The 22,946-nt window shown below is 44.6% G+C and carries 16 protein-coding genes; 9 read left to right on the plus strand and 7 right to left on the minus strand.

The genetic code is table 11. The annotated features are described in order from the left end of the window. Positions 1-20: 20 nt before the first annotated feature. The 4 genes from ACP26M_RS16630 to ACP26M_RS16645 form a co-directional block, all read right to left on the minus strand. Positions 21-2,234, minus strand: coding sequence for an alpha-galactosidase (locus ACP26M_RS16630; protein WP_426581565.1), 2,214 nt, complete (start codon positions 2,232-2,234; stop codon positions 21-23). Positions 2,235-2,249: 15 nt separating this feature from the next. Next, positions 2,250-5,588: a DUF5107 domain-containing protein gene (locus ACP26M_RS16635; protein WP_426581567.1), complete on the minus strand. Its 3,339-nt coding sequence runs from the start codon at positions 5,586-5,588 to the stop codon at positions 2,250-2,252. A 14-nt stretch (positions 5,589-5,602) separates the two neighbouring features. Then, positions 5,603-6,988: a sugar porter family MFS transporter gene (locus tag ACP26M_RS16640; protein ID WP_426589733.1), complete on the minus strand. Its 1,386-nt coding sequence runs from the start codon at positions 6,986-6,988 to the stop codon at positions 5,603-5,605. Between the two features lie 65 nt (positions 6,989-7,053). Continuing rightward, a complete protein-coding gene (locus tag ACP26M_RS16645) occupies positions 7,054-8,088 on the minus strand; it encodes an aldose epimerase family protein (RefSeq protein WP_426581569.1) in 1,035 nt (344 codons plus the stop codon). 236 nt (positions 8,089-8,324) lie between these two features. Between ACP26M_RS16645 and ACP26M_RS16650 the strand changes: the two genes are divergently transcribed. Continuing rightward, on the plus strand, positions 8,325-9,221 hold the full coding sequence (locus ACP26M_RS16650; RefSeq protein ID WP_176622416.1) for an AraC family transcriptional regulator: 897 nt from the start codon (positions 8,325-8,327) through the stop codon (positions 9,219-9,221). A gap of 59 nt (positions 9,222-9,280) precedes the next feature. Here ACP26M_RS16650 and ACP26M_RS16655 read toward each other — a convergent pair whose 3' ends face one another. Continuing rightward, positions 9,281-11,746: a TonB-dependent receptor domain-containing protein gene (locus ACP26M_RS16655; RefSeq protein WP_426581571.1), complete on the minus strand. Its 2,466-nt coding sequence runs from the start codon at positions 11,744-11,746 to the stop codon at positions 9,281-9,283. A 772-nt stretch (positions 11,747-12,518) separates the two neighbouring features. Between ACP26M_RS16655 and ACP26M_RS16660 the strand changes: the two genes are divergently transcribed. From ACP26M_RS16660 to ACP26M_RS16670, 3 genes are read left to right on the plus strand one after another with little or no spacing between them, the layout of a single operon-like run. After that, the gene (locus ACP26M_RS16660; protein ID WP_426581573.1) at positions 12,519-13,652 is read left to right on the plus strand and encodes a sensor histidine kinase; all 1,134 of its coding nucleotides are present in this window, start codon (positions 12,519-12,521) and stop codon (positions 13,650-13,652) included. Next, on the plus strand, positions 13,649-14,389 hold the full coding sequence (locus tag ACP26M_RS16665; RefSeq protein ID WP_426581575.1) for a LytR/AlgR family response regulator transcription factor: 741 nt from the start codon (positions 13,649-13,651) through the stop codon (positions 14,387-14,389). Before ACP26M_RS16660 ends, ACP26M_RS16665 begins: the two co-directional genes overlap by 4 nt. A 42-nt stretch (positions 14,390-14,431) precedes the next feature. Then, on the plus strand, positions 14,432-14,854 hold the full coding sequence (locus ACP26M_RS16670; protein ID WP_426581577.1) for a DUF1801 domain-containing protein: 423 nt from the start codon (positions 14,432-14,434) through the stop codon (positions 14,852-14,854). 6 nt (positions 14,855-14,860) lie between these two features. Here ACP26M_RS16670 and ACP26M_RS16675 read toward each other — a convergent pair whose 3' ends face one another. Together ACP26M_RS16675 and ACP26M_RS16680 are read right to left on the minus strand one after the other, a co-directional pair. Then, positions 14,861-17,143, minus strand: a complete 2,283-nt coding sequence (locus tag ACP26M_RS16675) for a histidine kinase dimerization/phosphoacceptor domain -containing protein (protein ID WP_426581579.1) — start codon at positions 17,141-17,143, stop codon at positions 14,861-14,863. A 177-nt stretch (positions 17,144-17,320) separates the two neighbouring features. Further along, entirely contained in the window at positions 17,321-18,769 is a 1,449-nt protein-coding gene (locus ACP26M_RS16680; protein WP_426581581.1) for a PLP-dependent aminotransferase family protein, read from the minus strand. Between the two features lie 92 nt (positions 18,770-18,861). Between ACP26M_RS16680 and ACP26M_RS16685 the strand changes: the two genes are divergently transcribed. From ACP26M_RS16685 to ACP26M_RS16705, 5 genes are all read left to right on the plus strand, one after another. Beyond that, the gene (locus ACP26M_RS16685; RefSeq protein WP_426581583.1) at positions 18,862-19,329 is read left to right on the plus strand and encodes a GNAT family N-acetyltransferase; all 468 of its coding nucleotides are present in this window, start codon (positions 18,862-18,864) and stop codon (positions 19,327-19,329) included. Positions 19,330-19,334: 5 nt separating this feature from the next. After that, positions 19,335-20,537 (plus strand): aminotransferase class V-fold PLP-dependent enzyme, encoded by a 1,203-nt coding sequence (locus ACP26M_RS16690; RefSeq protein ID WP_426581585.1) that lies wholly within the window; start codon positions 19,335-19,337, stop codon positions 20,535-20,537. A 347-nt stretch (positions 20,538-20,884) separates the two neighbouring features. Next, on the plus strand, positions 20,885-21,745 hold the full coding sequence (locus tag ACP26M_RS16695; RefSeq protein WP_426581587.1) for a helix-turn-helix domain-containing protein: 861 nt from the start codon (positions 20,885-20,887) through the stop codon (positions 21,743-21,745). A gap of 64 nt (positions 21,746-21,809) precedes the next feature. After that, positions 21,810-22,382 (plus strand): DUF417 family protein, encoded by a 573-nt coding sequence (locus ACP26M_RS16700; RefSeq protein WP_426581589.1) that lies wholly within the window; start codon positions 21,810-21,812, stop codon positions 22,380-22,382. Positions 22,383-22,402: 20 nt separating this feature from the next. Next, positions 22,403-22,942 carry a carboxymuconolactone decarboxylase family protein gene (locus tag ACP26M_RS16705; RefSeq protein ID WP_426581591.1) on the plus strand — a complete coding sequence of 180 codons (540 nt, stop codon included), beginning with the start codon at positions 22,403-22,405 and terminating at the stop codon, positions 22,940-22,942. Positions 22,943-22,946: the final 4 nt, after the last annotated feature.

A 22,946-nucleotide genomic window follows, 5' to 3' on the forward strand; every position in this document is an offset into this window, starting at 1 on the left:
ATAATATCAAATCGATTTTATCAAATCGCCTCCAACTCCAACACTACACTGGTGTGATAAGCGCTGTTTCCGGGATTAATACCCACATTCATCAGGAAATCGCCGGTAAAAGTTAAATCCTCTTTGCCTAAAACCGAACCCGCGCCCGGATAAAGGTTAATTTCTTTTACACGGTATTTTTTATTAGGGTCGAGGCCTTTTAGGCGTACAGGCACTTTGGTACCCGAGCCGTACCGGTTATTCACCAGGTAGTTAAACATTACTGCCTTTGATTTATCGTCGTTTACATACATGATAGATGCCGCGTCGTTATCCCATGGCGAAGCTAAGCGGTACTGGTCGCCGTGCCAGATCACATCTTTTAATGCATCATAATTTTTCAACGCCGACTGACAGAAACTCAAATCGTTTTCGCTTAGTTTGCCAATAACAATATCAAAGCCCATTTTACCCATCATGGCTACATCCACACGGAATTTGATGGGTTGTTTGCCCCAATCGGTAACGTGGTTTGAGCTGGTGATTGCCGGGTAGAAGAATGAATACTCCCACTGGATAAATACACGTTCCAGCGGATCAGTGTTATCGCTTGGCCAAAACTCTGTAAAGTATTGCAGTGCACCATAGTCAACCCTTCCGCCGCCGCCCGAGCAAAGCATCAGAGGCACTTTAGGATATTTGGCACGAACGCGTTTCAATACATTGTATAAACCATTCACATAATCAACATAAATGTGCGACTGGTCTTTTTTCAGGTATGCTGAATACGCGTTATAGATTACCGCGTTACAGTCCCATTTGATATAAGCCAAATCAGGATTTTTGGTGAACAGACCGTCAACCACGCCAAATACAAAATCCTGCACTTTAGGGTTAGCCAGATCAAGCACCAACTGGTTACGGAAGTATTTTTCAGGACGGTTGGGCTGTTTAATCACCCAATCAGGATGGGCTTTGTACAGGTCGCTGGCAGGATTAACCATTTCCGGTTCAATCCAGATGCCGAATTTTACACCATTGGCCTGCGCTTCTTTCACGAGTGAGCTGATACCGTTAGGCAGTTTTTGTTTATTCTCCTGCCAGTCGCCAAGGCCGGCATTATCGCCGTTACGCGGGTGGCTGTTGCCAAACCAACCGTCATCCAACAAAAACAAGTCGACGCCCAGCTTTTTGGTATCTTTTAGCAGGCCGGCAAGTTTGCTCTCGTTAAAATCAAAATAGGTTGATTCCCAGTTATTGAGCAACGTAAGCCTTGAGCCGTTACCGTCAACAATTTTGTATTGGCGTGCCCAACTTTGCAGCTTGCGGCTGGCGTCGCCCTTACCATGATCAGAGTAAGTGTAAAGGAAAGCTGGCGTAGTAAATTCAACACCTGGTTTTAAATGATATTCGGAAGCGGCATTGTTGATCCCTGCAATAATTTTCAGGTTATTGGCCACATCCAGCTCAAAATCAATCCTGAAATTGCCCGACCATTCCATAGCTCCGTAAAGCACTTTGCCTTCATCTTCGGTAGCAGGTTTATCCATTGATATGGCGAACATCGAATGCTCATACAGGTTGGCACGGGTACCCAGTTTGCTGTCGATTGTTTTGATCCCGTGGGTTAAACGGGCTTCTTCGGGCTGCATTTCCATAGCCCAGTTGCCGTGGTATTGTTTTAACCAGAAACCGCCGGTAGTATTACCCTTCAGGTTTAAATTGGCCGACGCATATTTATCAAGTGTTACTATCCCCTTTTCGTTATGCTTTATTACCGACCATTGTTCGGTAACATCCTCTTTAAAATAGGTTTTGTAGTATAGCTTTACTTCAAAATCATAAGCAGGATCTTTCATGGTAACTACCAGTAATGAAATATCATCATCAATCTTGCTTACCGTATGGTTTACGTAGGTTAGGTTTAATGATTTATTACCATCGGCATGGGTAACTGTAATAGCCGGCTCACCCAGACTGGCTGAGCCTGATGGTGTGTAAGCATCGTTTTGTACGCCCGAATCATCGGCTTGTTTGTACATTTTTGAGATGCCTGCATACTCGGCTGTATTGGCAAGTTTTGCCCCCAGGTATACCATGTTCAGGTGCTTTTCGGCATCGGTTTGTAATACAATAGCGTTGTGCTGTGTTTCAACAGGGATGGTTACATCCTGCGCTGCTGCCCTGCCGGCCAACAGCATTGAGCCTGCGAAAAGCAGGCCCAGTGGTAAAGTTTTTTTTTGAGTAGTTCTCACGTGTGATTTTTGGGTTTAACCGGCTGCTTCGGTAATTTGGTTTATCATGTTTTGATGTATCCTCGCCCCAAAGTGCCCGGCATCAAGTTTCAGAACCTCGGTAAAGGCCTTTTGTGCCTGCTCGAAATCACGTAAACCGAGGTATCCCAGTCCCTGTAAAAAGTAGCAATGCACGCGGTTCCTTACCTGCAGATCATCTTCAAAAATGAGCAAATTTGGCAGCGAGACGGCAAAGTAATCAATTTTTACGTTATCATCCATGTGCCCGATACCATAATTAAGCAGTTTTTTGAAGATTCGTTCGGCCGATGTACTGTCACCCAGACATTTTTTAGCTAAACCCTGATAAAAGATCTTATCAGGCTGCTGATCGTTATAAAAAACAGCAGCTGTCGGGTCTTCCAAACCTATGGCTGCCTGCTCAAAATAAGCCTTTGCCTGTTCAGTTTGCTGCAGGCCTTCATGGGCCTGGCCCAGCCAGTAAAAGATATCATTTTCCTGTGTGCCGAATAGTTTACCCTCGCCTAAATTATGTGGGTAGGTTTGTGCCTGTGTTAACTGTTCAATGGCTTCATTGTATTTGCCATCGCGGATGTTTTGCTTGGCCAATTCAACCAAAGCTGCAACATATTGCCCCGAAGCTTTGCCTTCGCCGCCCTCCCATGGGTGGAATGTTCTTTGCATCACCTGTTCAAACGCGGTTTGGTACTCGCCTAAAAAGTTATACAGCGTTGCACGCTCTAAATAAACATCATCACGAAGTTTGGCAGTCTCCAGATTAGCTTCAACAAAATTCAGTCGTGCTTCTGCAGAATAGTTCAGCTTTTTGTAAAGCTGGTCAAGTTCCATCAGTACACGGGCATCTGTTCTATCCAGTGCGAAGGCTTTTTCAAAACAAATTAAAGCTTTTGCCGGGTCATTACGTTTATTATAATAGGCTATACCCAGATTCCTGAATACGGTTGGGAAAGTGTCATCCAGTTGTGCCGATGTTTCCCAGGTCGCGATGGCATCATCATACTGCAGTTTGTCATAAAACAGGTTGCCTAAATAATAAGGTGCTTTGGCATCGTTGGGCACGAGCTCAGCGGCCAGTTTCAGTACGCTGATCTCTTCCAGCCTATCGGGGAAGCACAGGTACGAATCGGCAGCTGAGGCCTGTTTAAAATATGCAGAAGCCTGTTCATTATTGCCTAACCTGTACGCAAAGTAGCCCAGGTAATAATACACCATCGGACTGGTAGCATCACCGTTCACCGCATAATTCAACAAATCTGCAGCTTCCTGGTACAGGCCGGCATTGGCGTAATCAAGTGCGTATTCAATGTAATTTTGGTAATAACCGCGCGACAGTTTAATGAGTTCATTAAGGGTGACAGTGCCTTTTTCTTCATCACCCAAAGCTTTGTAAGCATAAACCAGCTCAAACAGAGCGCCCAGGTTAAACGCATCCCTTTTTATTGCCGCTGTAGCTACCTCGACAGCATCTTCAAAACGCCCGAGCTTACGGAAAGCCGCCGAGCGCAAAACATAGGCTTTACTGTTATTGGCATTTCTATCTAATGACGACAGCGAGTGATCAAGCGCCAGTTCGTAATCGCCGTTTTCCAGGTCGATCTGTGCTACCGAAAAATAGCCGCTATCTTTCCAGGCATTGCCCCAGGTAGCTTTATAAAACGCTTTGTACGCATCCTCTTTTTTGCCGAGGAATTTTAACGCCAAACCTAAATTGTAATAACACTCGCTATCGTAAGGATTAGGGTTACGCTGGGTGATGGTTTCAACCGCCTTGCGGAAATAAGGCTCGCTTTTAGCAAACTGTCCGCGGCGCAAATACCATAAACCTAAAGCATTGTTGTTGCGGATGTCTTTCGGGTCACGGCGCAGGGCTTCCTCATAGTAAGGAACCGGGCTATAAGTAGCATGACGGTACTGCTCCAGGTGCTGGCCCGTTAAAAACAACTGCTCGTTATTTTCTACATCGGCAGGCAGCAGGGCCGGACTGGCAGCTTCAGGGATATTATTAAGCTTATTGCTTGCCGCATCATATTTAATGAGTTCTTTGCCCGCTGCCGAGTGTATGGTAAGCAGCAAAAGATTCTCGTTAATATCCTTAACGGCTATCTCGCGGGTATACACCTGTTCTGGTACAATGCAAACTTCTTCGCTCAACAATATTTTGCCATCATGCTGCAGTTTGATGTTCAGGTTGTTTTGCTCGCCGGTTACGTAAACTTTCAATAGTAGTTTGCCATCTTTATAATCAAGTGCCAGCAGGATATCTTTGGTAGCATTTTTTACTACGCCAAGCTCGCGGTATGGCATAAAGTATTGGGTAAAATGCTTTTCCTCGTGCGGCATCAGCCAGGTAAAATCGGGTTGGTTATCGGTAAACATACCTGTCATGAGCTCAATGTACGGGCCATCCTCGTCGGTTAGGTTCCTGTCCCAGGCCAGGCCGAAATCGCTGTGGCCCCAGGTCCACTGTTTTTTGCCGGGCGATACATGATGATTGGCTACATGCAGCAAACCAGCCTGACTGTCATGCTCATATCCGCCCACAAAATCGTAATTGGAGTTGATAGCCATGTACGACGTTGGCACCGGGATATTTTTATACCTTGAGATATCTGTACCCGGCGAATAATCAACTTTATAGTAAGTACCCGTAGCTATCGGGAATGTTGATACGTCGCGCTTACCATGGTCAAACACCGCGTTCACATCCGGCGGAAAAACCGACTGGTAATCGTCATTAACTTTCACCGCCGGGTTTGCCCACCATAAAAAAGTTTGCGGCAGGGCCGAGCGGTTATAGAGCTTCGCTTTTATTTCGATGTAAGCCTTATCCGGGTGCAGCGTAAAACCGGCCATACCTTTGGTATGGAACATGCGCTCCACTTCATTAACCCAAACGGTTTTGCTGCCATCGGCATTTTCTTCAATTTTATAATCAACCGGTTCAAAAGTGCTTGGGCGATGGTGCTGTGGCCAGTTAAATTCAATACCGCCCGAAATCCAGGGGCCGGTTAACCCTACCAGTGCCGGCTTAATCACCTGGTTATAATAGATGAAATGGCGGTCCCTGATTTTGTCATAAGCCATCTGGATACGGCCGCCAAGCTCGGGCAGGATGAGTACTTTGAGGTATTTATTTTCGAGGTAAAGGCCTGCGTATTCTTTATCTTCTTTTTCGTCGTAAATTTTTTCGATAACCGGGTTAGGGTACACCTTGCCGCTGCTACCCTGGTAAACGCGCTTTTCAAAAAACATGGGGTTTTTATCGGGCTTCCCTATACCGTAGGTTGGGATAACTACCTTCTCTTCCCAAACATTTACATACAAATTATTCATGTGGCTTATGATTATTAATGTCTTATTAAATTTTCTTCTAACTCTTCAAGGGTTTGGCCTTTGGTTTCTCTCACTTTTTTAAGCACAAACAAAAAGCCTAAAAAGCAGATCACCGCGTACATATAAAATGGCCCGTAAGTGCCCAGCACCTTAGCCAGTATAGGGAAGGTGAACACCAATATAAAATAGGCAGCCCATAACGATACAATGGCCACTGTTGATGCAGCGCCACGGATCTTATTAGGGAAGATCTCTGAAATAAGTACCCAGGTTATAGGTGCAAGTGAAAGCGCGTAAGTGCTGATGGCCAGCAACACAAATATGGATACCAGCCCGGCCGCCAGGTGATTTTGCAGCAGGTAAGCCAATACAATATAAAATATGGATAAGCCCAATGAACCAATGAGCATCAACGGCTTACGGCCGAGCTTATCAACCTGCCACATGGCCAGCAAGGTAAAAACCAGGTTAACTATACCAATGGATACAGTTTCAAACAATTGCTGGTTTAAGCTTGAACCCACCGAGGCAAAAATGGTTGAAGTATAGTTAAACACCACATTGATGCCACAAAACTGTTGAAACACAGCCAGTGTAATACCTATCAATACGGCGGGGCGTACGCTTTTTTCAAATACGGCGCGGTACGATTGCTTTTTTACGCCGCTAAGCGATTTTTCAATGGCCTGCTGTGTTGAAGTCACAAAACCTTCGGAGCCTATTTTGTAAAGCACCTTTTCGGCATCAGTGTGCCGACCGGCCTTGATCAGCCACCGGGGGCTTTCGGGCAGGGCTATAACCCCTAATAAAAATACCGCGGCAGGTACCGTGCCCAAACCAAACATCCAGCGCCAGGCATTATCGCCGCTGTCGGCCAAAAAATAGTTACACAGGTTGGTGATCAGGATGCCCAATACCACGGTAAGCTGGTTGATAGCTACATTACGCCCGCGCACCTGTGCCGGAGAAATTTCGGCAATGTACATGGGGCAAAGCATTGATGCCATCCCTACCCCTATGCCCGCTGCAAAACGCAGAATGATAAAATAAGTGAGCCCGGTTGAAAAGGCAATACCCAGTGACGATACCGCGAAAATAAACGCCGCAACCATCAGGCCTGGTTTACGGCCGTATTTTTCGGCAATGCGGCCGGCTATGATACAGCCCACGATACAGCCCAGCGCCAGGGAACCGGTAAGGAAGCCCTCCCAAACAGGGTCAAGCGCAAACTCCTTGCGGAGGAACGGCAGCGCACCCGATATTACGGCAAAATCAAAGCCGAACAGGTAACCGCCCAGTGCCGATATAAAGGAGATCCCTATAATATAGCCGCTGTTAAATTTTACTTCTTTTTTAAAATCGATGGTCATTTGATATTGGTTAGTTTCTTCTCTCTGTATAAATTTACTTTAATTACAGTCCATTATTAAATAAGCTTTGGGCTTTCTGCCTTTTGCTTTCAGCTTCATAGGGTGCCAAACTTGTATAAAATACTTTGGTTATATACATCGCCTGCCCGCAATACAGCCTGCGGAAAATCAGGATGATTGATGCTATCCGGATAATGCTGACACTCCAGGCACAACGCATCAAAAGGTTTCGCCCCCTGGCCAGTATGTATAGGCGTAGTGCTGCTTAAATAATCACCGGTGTACAGGAACACGCCGGGATAATCCGTATAAACTTTAAGGGCACGGCCCGATGCTTCGTCGGTTAAAAGAGCGGCATAAGTTAAGCCGTTCTCCCTGGCTCCAGTGTTGATAATGTAAAACAGGTTAAGGCCCTCAACACGGTTTTCATCTATATTAAATTTATCGCCCAGCTTGTTATTATTGAAAGCCTTTTGCCCGGCTGGTATAATTGCCCCGCTCGGCGTATAATCTTCGTGCAAATCCACAATACTATCCGACAGCAGGGTAAGTTTGTGGTTATAGATCTTACTTTTAAATGCCGATAAATTAAAGTAAGCGTGATTGGTAAAATTTGCTATCGTAGCTTTGTCGGTAGTAGCTTTATAATTGATCAGCAACTCATTATCATTGCTCCAGGTATAGATAACCATAAGCTCCAACTTACCGGGATAACCCCCATCGCCATCAGGGCTGGTCAGGGTCATCATTACGCCATTATCAAAAGCTTCGGCAGTAAACACCCTATAGTTAAAACCGCTTTTACCGGCATGGTTGGAATTTTTACCTTCATTGGCATCCAGGTGAAAAGTTTCGCCTTCGAGCTGAAATTTTACCCTGCTGATACGGTTGGCGTACCGGCCTATGGTTGAGCCGATGTAGCAGCTATCGGTTAAATACCCGCTCAGGTCAGGAAAACCAACCACCACGTTTTCAAAGTGCTGCAGCCTGTCGGGCACCACAACTGATACAATGGCCGCGCCGTAATTGGTAAGTTCAACATAGGCCCCGCTCTCGTTTTCAATTTTGAAAAGATAAACGTTATGACCGTTATGCTGCCCCCATAAACGGGTTGTGGTGTTAACAGCCATCGTTCAGATATTTAAATTGTTTGTTCATAAGTTATCAGCTTCATTAAACAGCCAGATAATTTGCCTGACTTGTTTTAGCCCTAATTGGTTTTGGTAAACCTACTATGAAACAGGTGTTAAAAAAATGGATATTCTTTAAAAAGTGATGGATAATACTATCATTTGCCGGCAGGTATTAAAATCTTGCCGGGATAAAAAAAATAAATACCTTTAATCGCCAGTTATACAGCAACGTTATGAATGTGATAGCCGAACCTAAAAAACGGATCAAAGAAGGCTTTATCGGTCAAAAAATGATCGTATTGCCACCAAACATAAAAAAAGCCATCACCAGCAATGCTTTGATCAAAGGCTTTTACCTTACCGCTATCGGCTATTATCCCAAGGCGGCCTTTCATGACCGTGAACGCCGTACAGGCAGCAACGAATATATTTTTCTTTATTGCGTTGATGGAGAAGGCTATGTTTATTTAGGGGGCCAGGACCACACCCTTAAACCCAATACTTTTTTCATTATCCCCCGTAACGTGGCACATCGTTATAAAAGCTCGGAAACCAATCCCTGGAGCATTTACTGGGTACACTTCAGCGGGCTAAATTCGCACCTGATCTATGAGCGCTCGCTCGAAAACGGGCAGCCTGCGGTACAATCCGTTCCGTACGACAGCAGCCGGATCAAGCTGTACGAGCAGATCTATGCCGTGCTTGAACACAGCTATCATGAAAAAGAAATGGAGATCGTTAACATCAACCTGCTCAATTTTATCTCCTCGCTGGTGTATTATAAGCAAACCAACCCGGTTGATTATGATAACGATTTTGTGAGCAACTCCATCGCTTATATGAAAAAACACATTAGTCAAAAGTTTGAAGTGATGCATTTGGCGAAACAGCAGGGAATTTCGTCATCACATTATTTGCGGCTGTTTAAACAAAAAACAGGCTCATCACCTATTAACTATTTTAACCTGCTCAAGATTCAAACCTCCTGCCAGTACCTGTACTTTACCGACAGGAGCATTAAGGAAATTTGCTCAGAACTGGGCTTTGACGACCCTTATTATTTTTCAAGGCTGTTTACCAAACTGATTGGCATGTCGCCGTCAAAGTACAGGAAAACACATAAGCGATAGGCCGACGCAGGTTCGGGTTAAAGCCGTCGGCGAGGAATGCAGCGAATAAAACAGATGACTTAGTTACTCCTCATCCTTTCACTCTCTTCTTTTGAACCGCTTTCCGGTTTCCCCAGGCCCGCGGGTCTTGTGCTGCCAAACGACTTTGAATAAGTAAGTTTAATTACCGGGAAACGTCTGGTTTCGGTATTGACAAGTACGTTGCTCTTTATGTCAAAAGCCTCACGTGTAAGTGTGCCGTACCGCACATGGATCTGTGCGGCACTAAACACATCGGCCACTGATAACTGCAAGCTGCCCCCGTTATTTTTCAGCTCTTTTTTGATCCCTGCATTGATCACCCCAAAACCATCAACCCTCGTTGTGCCATTGTACGCCAGGGAATTGTACTGGCCCGATGCCTCTGCCGAAAAGCTGCCGGACAACTTAAACAACTGGTTAAAATTAAAGGAATATCCGAAGTATGATTTGGTTAATGGATGTAAAGTATAATCCTCCTTAAACTGCCTTAGGCCGCCAACCAGGCTATAGGTCATTTCCCACCAGTTGCTCACTTTAACCGGCACATTGGCCTGCAAGGTAAAGTAGTTTTGATACGGCAGATTTTGTGGCGAGATGAACAAAATATCGTGCGCAGGGCTTTCGCTGAGCTGATAGCGGGCTATGGCATTATCATCCCGGCTGTAAAGCAGGGAAAAGCTATAGTCGCCATAGTTATAGCCCAGTTTTATATTATTGGTGATGGTTGGTTTAAGAAAAGGATTGCCGGTGTAAACCGCCGTAGGGTCGCTGTATGCAAAGTATGAGGCCAGGTCGTCATATGATGGACGACTGATCCTTTTGGTGTAAGACAGCTGCAATTCGGACCGGTCGCCCAGCTTTTTGGTAAACAGCACTGTCGGAAACAGCTTTCCCAGTTTACGGTCTACAATATTGCCGCCGGTTTGCGGGTTATCCATATTGGTATAGGAATATTCATAACGCGCGCCGGTATTAAGGCTTATGCTTTTGCCCAGTTGCCAGGTAAGGGACAGATAAACCGCGCCAATATCTTCCTTCATGTATATGTTCGCGGCGGTCTGCATATTGCGTTCCCAAACCCCATTGTTAAAACTTTCGATACCTGATGAGCTTGAACTGCCGGTATGCGTGCCTTTAATGCCTGTTTCCAGTTTTAGCAAGGGTGATAGCTGGTTGGTATAATCGGCTTTAAACACGCCTACGTTGATGGCCGTATTGGCAAATCCGCGTTGCCTTTGCGCGCTTACGCTGTTATTGGCGTACACCTGCTCACCGTTTTTGTTTACAAAGGAAGTATTAACTTCGCTTGGACTGTTATTTCCATAATGGATGTAATCAGCTTCCATGCTTATCTTCTCCCCTTCCTTCAACACGCGTTCAATATTGAGCGAGCTGGTGAGGTTATCCCAGCGCCCGTTCCCGTTAATATGCCCAATGTACCTGAGCAATGAATCGGGCAGGATCTTATAGCCCGCATTACTGTAGGTATAAGTAGGCGAATGGCTATTGTTGTAGCTCAGTGTACCGCTAAGGGTAGTTTTATGATCCAGCTTAATATCAGTACCCAGGGTGGCATTGTGGTTATTGCTGATCCTTTTAGTTTTTGTGTAAAACTCTACCTCGGCATTGCCGCCGATAAAAGGCATGTATTGGCTTCCGGTGATAAAAAGATCGGTATAGGTCCTGTCGTGCTGGAAAGTATAGGAGCCGTACAGGTTAACATTTTTGGTGTTATGATTGAGGTTGATGCCGGCAGTACCTTTCTCGCCCATGCCGTAACCGCCGGTTAAGGAATAGGAGCCGTTTGTTCCCTGCTTTTTGCTTTTCTTCATTACAATATTGATGATGCCGGCACTGCCTTCGGCATCGTATCCGGCGGGCGGGGTGCTCAGCAGTTCTATTTTCTCAATATTATCGGCACTGGTACCGTTAAGCAAATTCGTGACCTGGGCAAGCGGCATACGCACCAGTTTGCCGTTGATCATTACAGTAGCCCCGCTTTTACCGTTCAGGGCAATACCATTATCCCGATGATCGATAGTTACACCCGGCAATCGTTCCAACACCTGCAGGGCCGTACTGCCTTTGGTAAGCACGCTGCTTTCAACATTTACCACTAAGCCATCGCTGCGCTGCTGGTACAATGGCTTATTTGCCCGCACTACCACCTCGCCCAATTGCCGGGTGTCCTCCTTCATTACAATAACAGCAAGATATTTTGCATCACTGCTCCCGCTGATTTTAAAAGGGGATGAAACCCAGGTTTGATAACCGATACTGCTTAACCGCAACCGATAATTTCCGGAAGGGGCATCCGCAATACTATAGCCTCCCTGCTCATTGGTAAGCATACTTTTAACTGAAGATGAATCTGCAGTTCTGACAAGCGATACAGTGACATATGGCAAGGGCTGGCTGCCGGCTGTGGTAACCCTGCCCGACACCTGGGCATTTACTATTTGTGCCAGGCAAATAAGTAACAGACTGATGCATAAAGTTTTCATATGGCGTGTGTAACCTTTTTGGAGGTTATGCCGGCAAATAAAAACAGTGCTTTAAACTTTAAAAAACATGAATGATGAGTGACATGAGATAATTGATGAGATACGCAGAAGCGGGTTAATCGGTTTAAAACCAAAACTATACTGCCTTTTTTACGGCTTATAAGTTAAAGCCTGCATTTGGTCAATTATTTGTGCAGGTTGATACAATAACGAAATATAAATCAGTGCAATTGCTGTATCTTTAGGTAGGATATTGGAACGCGCTGGGCCTCAGGGTCCTCTGCGAGAGACCCTGACGGGACGGGAAACAGTTTATAACAGCCGTTGTTGCGAGCCCCTACAGGTACGGGGCACTATATAACGGCCGTCATTGCGAGTACCCATCAGGGAACCTGAAAAAAAATGAAATGACATGTAAAATATATTTTAACGGTGTTGCGCGTGGGCCGCGTTAGGAATTGCAGTGTAAAGCCCGGAGCGCGCAAAGGGGTTGCGGGCGGAAAGGCGAGGACTTGCAACAGAAAGCCCGGGCCGCAGGCAACGCCCATGTTATAAAATCCATCAAGAAAAATATACTTAATAATCAATAACTTACAATCACGTCATTATAAGGAACGAAGCAATCCCAAACTATACAGAGGAACTTGCTTGGTTGCTCTGCTTATCGGGGATTGCTTCGTACCTCGCAATGACGGTTTTTTTTCTTATAAAGTAGGCAGTACCGGCACTTACAGTGGCAGAGATATAGCATCTCAAACAATTAAACGAGAATATGAACAGTTTATCCGTTGATACTTTAAACCAAAACTGGCTGTTTAAATACAAGCTGTACCATATCCCGTTTTGGTGTGTGTACCATTATTTTTGGTTTACTATAGCGGTGGCTAACCCTGTGGCAGCGGCCAAATCCATGTTTTTTTCGGCTTATAGTGTCAAGATCCTGGCTTATGTAGTTTTCCAGGCGCTGGCGGTATATTTTAACCTTTACTTCTTAATGCCGCGGTTTATGAAAAAAGAGCGGCTTACCCAATATGTAATTTATCTTTCGCTAACCATCATCGGCACATCATCACTTATTAACGGCGGCTATTATTTAAGTGCTTTTTTTGCAGGCTGCTCAGTAAAAAAAATGTTTGGCGTTGATCCGGGCAATTTTATGAGTTTCTATAATACCTCCTTCCCCTCTACCGTAGCCAGTACGACTTTGGGTATGAGTATCAAACTCACCAAAAACTGGCTGCAAACCCAGCACCGCCAGCAGTTGCTCGAAAAAGAGAAATTGGAAACCGAACTTAAATTCCTGAAATACCAGTTTAACCCGCATTTCCTGTTCAATAGCATCAACTCTATATTTTTCCTGATCCATAAAAACCCAGGTATGGCATCAGCATCATTGGCCAAATTTTCTGAATTACTGCGGTACCAGTTGTACGAATGCAACGACCAGCAAATCTCTTTAGGAAAAGAGCTTAGCTATCTCGAAAACTTTATCGAGCTGGAAAAGCTTCGGCAAAACAATAATGTGCATGTTACCTTTGAAGCAGATGAGCCGATGCCCGGTCATTTAGGCATAGCCCCCTTTATATTGATGACCTTTGTAGAAAACGCGTTTAAGCATGTATCCAAAGACGCAGAGCACCCTAACTGGATTGCGATTAGATTGGGACTGAAAAACGATCAGCTCGCTTTTTACATTGCCAACAGCGCATCAAACGACTCGGGAACCGCGGTTGTGAACTATGGCGGTATCGGCCTGAAAAATGTAAAGCGCCGGCTTGACCTGGTTTACCCCGATCTTCATAAGCTGGAGATCCAAAATACCGGAGACCGCTTTGAGGTACACCTGCAATTAACTTTAACCGAACTGGAACAATCATCCGCAACCTTTCAAATGGCCTCACTATGATGAACTGTGTAATAATAGATGATGAGCCCTTAGCCCGCGAAGGATTAGCCAGCTATGTACGCGAGGTTGATTTTTTGAATTTAACCGGCACCTGCGAAAACCCGCTCGAACTGATCAAGCTACTTGACCACCAGGCTATCGACCTGATATTTTTGGATATCCAGATGCCGAAAATGAACGGTATTGATTTTTTAAAGATCATGCAGAAGCCACCGATGGTAATTATCACCACAGCCTACCCGAGCTATGCGCTTGAAGGTTTCCAGCTCAATGTGCTCGATTACCTCCTAAAGCCCATCACGTTCGACCGATTTTTTAAATCGGCCAATAAGGCTAAAGATTATCACCGCCTGCTTAACAATTGGGCCCAGCCCGGCGCGCCAAAAACGGAAGCGGATGAAGGCTACTTTTTTATCAAATGCGGTAATAAATACGAAAAGATTTACTTTGATGAAATCCTGTACGTGGAGGGGATGCAAAATTACGTTACCATATTTACTGTCAAAGGCAAATATATCACGCTGCTTAACCTCAAAAGCCTTGAACAAAATTTAGATAGCAAGCTCTTTATCCGTGTACATAAATCATACATTGTATCAACCGGTAAAATTGATGGTATTGAAGGGAATGATATTTTTATCGGTCAGCACCGCATCCCTATAAGCCGCAATTACCGCGAACAGGTGATCCGGCAGGTTGTCGCCAATAAACTGTGGGATAAAATAAAATTTTCGTGATATATTTATATATCCGTTTTTAACCTTTATCCTGCTTAAGCCATGGCCAAAAACACCAATAAAACCACGGAAAACGTAGCAAGCGTAAGCGATTTCATCAACACCATTGCCGATGAGAGCAAACGGGCCGACAGCTTTAAGCTGACCGCGCTAATGGAAGAAGCCAGCGGCCACAAAGCAAAAATGTGGGGGCCGGCCATTGTGGGCTTTGGCAGCTATCATTACAAATATGAAAGCGGCCGTGAGGGTGATGCCCCGCTTATAGCTTTCTCGCCCCGTAAAAGTTCTTTAACGCTCTATCTTCCAGGCTTTGAGAGCAAGGAACAGTTACTGCAAAAATTAGGTAAGCACAAGCAAAGCGGCGGCTGTACGCATATTGTTAAACTGACCGATATAGATAATACTGTGCTCAGGCAATTGCTCGACGAATCATTTAAACACGCGGAAACAACGCATTGCAAATAAAGATCATTATAAGAAATTGCTTTCTAACTCGCTATGGTGCCTTACTTTCTCAATTTTAAATTCAACACTGATAGTAACACCCGACTTATTTTGAACTTTAAAAGTGCCTCCCAGTTGTTTACTTAAGGCCTTCATCATTTCTATACCTAATGAGGTAACTGTTTTAAGATCAAAGCCGGCCGGCAGCCCTTTTCCGTTGTCGGCAATAGTTAGTATCACACCGTCTTCGCCTACGCGGTTCAACGCGACGACGATCTGCCCGCCTTCACTGCTAAAGGCGTACTTGATAGCATTGGTTATGGCTTCATTAAGTATCAGGCCGAACGGAACGGCTTGGGTCAGATCGAGATAAATGGGTTCAACCACCTGCTCAAACCTGATACGACGGGCAACCGAGTCAAAACAATCGGTTAGGTTGCGGATCAGATCGGTTACGTATGATGGCATATAAATGCTGGCCACATTATCAGCACTATACAATTTATGGTGTATAAGCGCTATGGCCTGCACCCGGTTTTGACTTTCAGTGATGGCTTCAATGGCCGCGTTGTTCTCCAGGTATGCCGATTGCGCGCTTAACAGGCTCATCACAATTTGCAGGTTATTTTTAACCCTGTGATGTACCTCTTTGAGCAACCATTCTTTTTCATTAAGTAATTTTTCCTGTTTACGGTTCAACAGCTGCAATGATTGATTTTGCTTGTTAATTTCGTTTTGCTGTACCTGTAAGCGTACATTGCTGCGCTGCTTTAAACGATAACGATTATAACCAACCCCCAGCGAAAGCAACAACATTACCGAGCCTCCAATAAGCAAATTACGATCGGCCTGGGCTGCTAAAAACCGGCTGCGCTGCAACTGCTCGTTGTTTTTGAGCAGTTGTATATCCTTGGCCTGCAGTTGCAGGTCTTTATTCTTCTTATCCGTATCAAACTCAATTTGCAAAAAGGAGGTGTGCTTGTTATTGTTAACCAGGTAAACCGAATCGGTAAGCATTTTGTAGCGCTGGTAATGCTTAATAGCACTTTGGTACCTGCCCATCCCCGAGTCGGCCTTAAACCAGTTGAGATGGTTCTGTGCCAAAAAAGACAGCACCTTGGTTTTTTGATAAAAACTTTCATTTTCCTGCAGGTAGGGATACGCTTTATTATACTGCCCTGTGGCGATATAATAATTAATATATGACCTTAACATCTCGGTATAATTTGCCCCTGCATCTTTTTTTGACGCCTCCATTTTGTCGATGTACACTTTGGCCATTTTATATTGTTTAAGCCTCATGTAAACCAGGCAAAAATCATAATAGTTTTCAAATCTTTCCTGCGTTGTTGTAAACAGGTTCATGTTTTTGAGCAATTGCAGCCGTGCAAGCGCTTTTTCGGGCTGTTCCATTTTATAGTAGCTCATGGCCAGGTTACCGTTTATTACAACTATTGAAGCTGTGTCATTATATTTTTGGGCAATTTTTACAGCCTTATCAAAATAAAAAATGGCATCGCCAAATTTATGCAGCGTATAGTACGAAAGGGCGAACCGATTGTATATTGTACACATTTGCAAACTGGTATCACCGCGGCCTTCGGCAAGCCTCACCGCTTTCAACTGATACTTCAGAGCGTTATCAGCATCTCCCTGGAAGGTAAGGCACCCTCCAAGCAGGTTGTACAAACCATCCAGGTCTTTTTTCCCTATCGATTGGTATATTGCCAATGCCGTGCGCAGGTTTTTAACAGCAATATCATATGATCCTTTTATGCTTTGCAGATCGGCCATATCTACCATAGCTGTAGCTTCCCTGTCTTTTAAACCTGCTTGCCTAAAAATATCAATGGCTTTTTGATAATAGGCTATTTTTTTATCCAGGTCCTGGCCTTCATTTCCATAATGCTGCCCAATAATGACATAAGCTTCGGCCATACCCGGCAAATCATCTATCGACTTAAAAAAATTAAACCCCCTTTGGGCCAATGCAGCACCAGCTTTATGATCGCCCTTTTTATTGTTGATCATTGCTGCCATCAACGCAGCATTCCCCTGCCCTTTAACATCATTAAGCTGAATGCTTAATTGTTCGGCTTGTTTCATAAACCGGTAAGAGCTATCTGTTTCCTTTGCTCCCGCGCCCGACTTGAGCAGGATAACACGGCTTAAAGCAAGCAACAGCTTCACTTTGCCGGTATCAGCTTTGCTTTTTTGAATTTGCGATTGCAACGAGGCTGAAGATTGCGCACACAGATGTCCTGTTACACACACAACAGCAACACATAGCGGTAAAAATTTAAATTTCATGATAAAGGGGATAACCATTAAAACGTGCTGCCGTCTTTTAAAAACAGAACTTAAAATACAATAAAAATTTAATAAATGCCTTATAGATAGCTATTTGGCACAACCATAGATAAAACACTAATTTATTACTAATCAGCCATTCAGAAAAAATTAAGTTTATTTGGTGATGTTTGTAGTTCAGGATATAAGGCCATTCGCCAATCTCCCCAACACCTTAAAACTTTCTTCAACCATCTCATCAAAAGCTAACCCAAAACTAATGCGGATAAAATTGGTAAAACGCCCGTCCACACTGAAGATTTGGCCGGGGGCAATACTGATATTGTGCTCTATGGCCAATTGGTAAAGTTCGAAAGCGTTTACTTTTTTATCCAGTTCAACCCAAAGGGCATAACCGCCTTGTGGCCTGCTTATTTTGGTACCCGACGGAAAATGTGCGGCTATAGCCTGTGTATATCGCAAGCACTGTGTATACAGAGCCTTGCGCAAATGCCTCATGTGCAAATCATACCTTCCGGTTTCAAAAAAATGGCCGATAGCCGCTTGCGTTGGTGTTGCCGATGCTATTGAATGCATCATTTTGATATTCAATACCTGTTCTTTAAATCTTGCCGGTGGTATGCACCACCCCACCCGGTAACCGGGCGCTATTGATTTGGATACCGATGAACAAAGGATCACCCAGCCATCCTTATCATAACCTTTGCAGGTGCGCGGACGGCTTTTTCCAAAATAGATCTCACCATAAATATCATCCTCAATTAAGGGAACTTGCTTTTCAGCAAGCAGGCGCACCAGTTGCTGCTTACGCTCATCGGGCATGCAAACCCCTATCGGGTTACTAAAATTGGTAACAAACAGGCATACTTTTACTGGCACTTCATTCATAGCCCGTTCCAGATATTCCAGGTCGAGGCCGGTATCGGGGTTAACCGGAATTTCCAATACTTTCAGGTCCAGGCTAAGCATCACATTGAAAATCCCAAAATAAGTAGGGCTTTCAATGGCAATGGTATCGCCGGGCTTGGTGAGCGCCCTTAAGCAAAATATTAAAGCTTCCAGGCAGCCCTGTGTTGTGATCACATCATCTTCGGTAATATTACCACCCCAATTAAAAGCGTTTTTAGCCACCTGTTTGCGCAAAGCGATATTACCCTGCGGGTTTTCATAAGTGATATTACCTGATGGACTATTACGGATAGATTCCATCATGGATTTACTGAGCTTGGCCAGCGGGATCAGGCTGAGCGGCGGCGATGAGCGCGAGAGCTGCAAAACGCTGTCTTCCGACATGTTACGGTAAACCATCGCAATCATTTCAGCAACGCTGGCCTGTTTAACCTTTTTAAGCGGAGGTTTGGTTTCGGGCACACTCGCAAAACGGGCGGGCAGGTATTTTACATAGTAGCCCGATTTGGTACGTGCCTCTATCAACCCCAGGTTCTCTAACTCAACATAAGCTTTATAAGCAGTACTCATGCTGATGCCCTGTTCCTGGCTCAGCGCCCTTACCGATGGCAGCTTATCGCCGGGTTTGAGCAGGTTTTGTTTAATCTGCTTTTCGATCCGGGCAGCTATCTGCGCGTATAAAAAATCATTATCTGTATTGAGTACCGGGCTTTCCATACAAAAATCTGTTATGCTCAAAATTAATAAAACTGCATCTGTTTTGCCATTGTCGGATGTTTTTATTTTGTATTGATCAAATAATTAAGCACATGGAACTACAGGTTATCGGTTATCAGCCACAACATGCCCCCTACTTTGAAAAGTTTAACAAGGCATGGCTCGAAGAGTATTTTACCGTTGAGCCTTTTGATAAATGGGTATTGGAAAATCCCGACGAGGCCATCATTAAAACAGGCGGCAGCATTTACTTTGTCACTTCGAACCAAAAAATTATTGGCACAGTAGCATTGCGGTATATGGAAGACGGCGTTTACGAGCTTACCAAAATGGCGGTTGATAAAGACAGTCGCGGGGCTGGCGCCGGTCAGTTTCTATGTCAAACCGGTATTGATAAAGCGCGTGAGTTGGGTGTAAAAAAGTTGGTACTGTTTTCGAACAGGGTGCTCGAAAACGCCATCCACATTTACCGCAAACTGGGCTTTACCGAAATCCCTGTTGAACCCGGCACCTACAAACGTGCCGATATCATGATGGAAATAAACTTTACAAATAACTAAACCTGATGAAAAATATACTAAGCGAACAGGAAGTACAGCAACTTAGGGCCGAAACCCGGGGCACAACAAAAACCATCCACTTCAATAATGCAGGCTCGTCCCTGCACCCCGATGTGGTGGTTGATACCGTGATAGATTACCTGTACGAAGAAGCGCAAAACGGCGGCTACGAAACCGAGTACACATACCGCGAAGAGCTTGAAAACACCTACAACCTCATAGCCCGACTCATCAACGCCCGCAAGGATGAAATTGCCATTGTTGAAAACGCCAGTATCGGCTGGTGGCTTGCCTTTAACGGCATTGATTTTAAACCCGGCGATGAGATCATTACCTGCGAAATGGAATATGTAACCAACCTGATAGGTTTGCTGCATGCTAAAAAAACACTGGGTGTTGAGTTTAAAGTGATCCCTAATGATGATCAGGGTAATTTCCGGCTGCAGGCTTTGGAAGATGCTATTTCTGACCGGACAAAGCTGATAGCCGTAACCCATATCCCCTCAACCGCAGGGGGTATGATACCGGTAGCAGAGATAGGCAGGATAGCGCGCAAACACAATATTTTGTACCTGCTTGATGCCTGCCAGAGCGTGGGCCATGTGCCGCTGGATGTACAGGCCATTGGCTGCGATATGCTGGCCGTAACCGGCAGGAAGTATTTGCGGGCGCCGAGGGGTACGGGCTTTCTGTATGTCCGCAAAGAAATTCAGGATAAGCTGAAACTGTTTTTCCTGGATGGCTTTACTACTCAATGGGTAACCGAAACTGATTTTAAACCGCGCGACGACGCCCGCCGTTTTGAGGTGTATGAAAAAAATCGCGCTTTAACGCTTGGCCTTGGCAAGGCGGTTGAATATGCGCTCAATATTGGTGTTGACCGTACCTGGCAGCGGGTGCAATATTTAGCCGGCTTACTACGCGAAAAACTAAAAAATATTAATGGCATAACCGTTCATGATTTTGGCGATGGGTTATGCGGCATCGTAACTTTTTCGGTAGATGGCATGGAGGCCGCAACGGTAAAAAACAAGCTGGCCGAAAAGCACATCAACGTATCAGTTGGCAAGGCGGTTTCAACCCTCATTTACATGAATAAAAACCACTTAAATAATATTGTAAGGGCTTCCGTGCATTATTATAATACTGAGGAGGAGATTGATACCTTATGCGGAGCTTTAGAGGAGTTGGTTAGAGTGAGTGTTTAACATTCGCACTACTGAGCGCCCCCGCTATTGTTGGTGTTGTCACCAGAAGTGTTCGGAAGATTTTTAATTCCCTCCCTTGGGAGGGGTGCGGTTGGATTTCGTGGTGGCGGGGAGGGGTTTATACGTCGTTTCAGGCGAATAAGTCTGTGAATGAACCCCTCCCTGCACCCTCCCAGGGGAGGGAATCGCACAATCCCTCGCTTTTTTTATTTCATCCGAAAAGCTGTCAACAAACGGCAGCATCTATTGATGTTTTGTAATTTTTGAGCGCAAACTCGGCCTCATAAAAGTCGTTGTCGCTATAAAAAGCAGAGTATATTTATATTAGTGCCATAAATCATTGGCCATTGAAAGCAATCCACGATAAAACCGGTGAATTTTTACTTGGATTACGGGATGTACAGGAAGATATTTTATGTACGCCTGCCCAGTTTTCTGAATATACCGTTTACCTCGTTCCTGAAGGGTCAGGTATTTTCCATGCAGATTTTGGGGCATTCCCTTTTACAGGCCCGGTGTTGTTGTTTTCGACCCCGCTGCAGATTATTTATGTAGATGAGTGCCGCGCCATAAAAAGCAACATCTTACAGTTTCACAGTGATTTTTATTGTATCGAGTACCACCGTGAAGAAGTAGCCTGCAACGGGTTATTATTTAACAATATCTATATTGATCCAATTGTTGCGCTTACCCCACAGGATGTAAAAGTGTTTGAGCTGTTATTGATGCAGATGAACGATGAATTCATGCAGCCGCAGCCATCCGAAATTGTATTGAGAGCCTATCTGCAACTTTTCTTAGCCAAGGCCAGCAGCATAAAAATAAATGCTATCAATACTGATCAGGATAAGCCCCAAAAAGACGAACTGATGGAAAAGTTTCAGGCACTGCTTAATCAGCGCTATCTTGATCTCCATAAACCTTCAGACTACGCATCATTACTCGCTATGTCACCCGATACGTTAACCCGGCGTTGTACCAAATACTTTCGCAAATCACCATCACAACTTATCCAGGAACGGCTGATCCTCGAAGCAAAAAAACAGCTTCATTTAACCCGGCAAAGCATCAAAGAAATTGCCTACAACCTTAAATTTCAGGACGAGTTTTATTTTAGCCGGGTTTTTAAAAAGTTCACTAAAGTATCGCCCCAAACCTTTCGCGATAAAACGGGCATTTCCATCGTAGCGGATTTGTCCAAGCAATAGCCGTTTTTGTCCATGTTGCAGGGAGTTACAGCGTTGTAGTTTTGCTCTATCAGAAAACAACAACATGAAAACTTCAATCATAAACACCATAGCAGGCCTTGATCAGCTTGGTAAAAAAGCAGTCCGTTTCGGCATCGTAGTCGTATTCCTTTGGATAGGCGGGCTAAAATTTTTCACTTACGAAGCCGATGGCGTTGTACCCTTTGTGGCCAACAGTCCGGTGATGTCATTCTTTTACAATCACCCAACCGAATATAAAAAACACATCAATAAAGAAGGCGAACTGATTGCTGCCAATCATCAATGGCATATCGAAAATAATACTTATGGCTTTTCAATTGGTCTTGGTATTTTTTTGGTAACCCTCGGCGTATTAGTTGCGCTTTATAAAGTTGCGCCAATACCAAGTATGATTGCCAGTATCTTGATATTTATTATGACATTGGGTACGCTTTCCTTCCTGATCACCACGCCCGAAAGCTGGGTACCACATTTAACCGACAACCAATGGGGCTTCCCATACCTGTCAGGCCGCGGTCGTTTGGTTATTAAAGATATCGTGATCCTTGGCGGTGCCATCATCACTATGAGCGAAACCGCGCAACTTTATCTAAAACGTAAAACAACAAGTAAATAATCTTAAACCATAATATAATCATGAAAACTATAAATGTTCCCACCCGCGAACAGGTAAGTGCCGAAGCGCAGGTAATGTTTGATACCTTCACAAAACGCGTTGGTAAAGTACCTAACCTTTATGCTACTATGGGTTACTCAGCACCTGCACTTAAAATGTTTATGGATATGGAGGATGACATGAGCAAAAGCGTGTTTACCCCCAAAGAAAGGGAAGCTATTGCCCTCATTGTTTCTGAGCTAAACGGTTGTGCCTATTGCTTAGCCGGTCATAGTATGCTGGCCATGAAACGCGGCTTTACTAAAGAACAAACCCTGGATATCAGGAGAGGCCATACAGCTGATGACAGATTGAATGCCATTATCGGTTTAGCCAAATCAATTGTTGAAAATAAAGGTAAAGGCGATGAAACCTTACTAAATAACTTTTTCGAAGCCGGTTTTGATGAAGCCGCTTTGATGGAACTTATTGCCTTTATTACCATACGTGTGTACACCAACTACGTATTTGCCAACACCGAAGTTCCGATAGATTTTCCTGCCGCTGAGCCTCTTAACTAATAGC

The sequence above is a fragment of the Mucilaginibacter sp. R-33 genome, from assembly GCF_049949235.1.
In the GTDB taxonomy this organism is placed as follows: Bacteria; Bacteroidota; Bacteroidia; order Sphingobacteriales; family Sphingobacteriaceae; genus Mucilaginibacter.